General features: G+C 36.9%; 1 protein-coding gene. It reads right to left on the reverse strand.

Annotation, left to right across the window (positions count from 1 at the left end):
* The coding region (locus tag EAL49_RS08185) for a helicase C-terminal domain-containing protein (protein WP_240461659.1) at positions 1-1,244 on the reverse strand (1,244 nt) is incomplete at both ends.

A 1,244-nucleotide genomic window follows, 5' to 3' on the forward strand; every position in this document is an offset into this window, starting at 1 on the left:
CTAAAAGCTTACAATCTCTTTCTTCATTGAAAAACAAGTCGTTCAAATTGCTTGCAAATTGCTTTTTAATAGCGTCTAGCTTTTCTTTATTTTGTTCGGCTATTTGCTTGTTTTGTTCTTTGAGTTTCTTGTGCGTTAATTCTTCACTCATAGAGGCGTTTTCTTTTAAAGGCTCTACTTCTTTAATTTTGATAAGCTCATAATCCTTACTCTCTTCATTTTTCAAATCATAGAGCTTGATCTCTGTATGAGTGGGGATCACTACAGAGCTTTGAAGCGTTTCTAAATCTTTCAATTCCTGTTTAAGATAATCCAATTTAGAAGCGTTGTTTTTCAAATTTTCCTCATTGAAGTAATGCTCTTTATTGAAAGCTTTGTATTTTGCTTCTTCATTTTTGATTTCAGCCCTCAATTTGACTTCTTCAATAATCAAGGGATTGCCTGTGGCTTCTGCTTTCATCTCGCTCGCATTAGAACTTCCCATAGTGAAGTCTTCTAATTCATTCAAACCTAACTTGTGTGCGTTTCTAAATTGCTCTATGCCTTTAGATTTGGTTTCTATGATTTGCCACATACGGCTATCATAAGTCTTTTCAGTGGCGTAGCGATAGATTTTCATTCTAAAATTTTCAGGGTCATTTTGGTGTAAAATATTGCCTTGTCTTATCCCACGCCCTTCCATTTGCAACAATTCATCAGGCCTCCATGGGCAATCTAATTCATGCATAGCGACTAATCTAGCTTGCACATTAGTGCCTACGCCCATTTTAGCAGGACTGCCCAATAAGACCCTGACTTCGCCACGATTGAGCTTTTTAAACAAATCCTGCTTTTGCTCTTCGGTTTTAGCGTCATGGATGAAAGCGATTTCATTTTGTGGGATACCCATTTGGACTAAATGCCTTAAAACATCGCTATAAACATCAAACGAACAGCCTTTAGCTAGCTCTTCATCTAAATTGATGCTTTTAGCCTCTTTCTCTTTGAGTTCGTTTTCTAATTCTTTCTTGCTAGGAGCGATAAGATTGCCATTTTCATCATAACTAGACAAGCTCTCTAAAAGCTCTTGAGCTTCATCTAGGGGATTTTTGTTTTCTATCTCATGAGCGTTATCTAACGCTTCTAAACTCACTTTTTGGCTATGGGTTTTGGGTGTGGATAGCCCTATGAAACCAAGTTGTGTGCCTTTAGTGGCATGAGTTTCTAAATAATTCTCATAGATATTTTTTGCCATAGCATAGCTT

Origin of the sequence: Helicobacter pylori, from assembly GCF_003637665.1 — a bacterium.
In the GTDB taxonomy this organism is placed as follows: Bacteria; Campylobacterota; Campylobacteria; order Campylobacterales; family Helicobacteraceae; genus Helicobacter; species Helicobacter pylori_CK.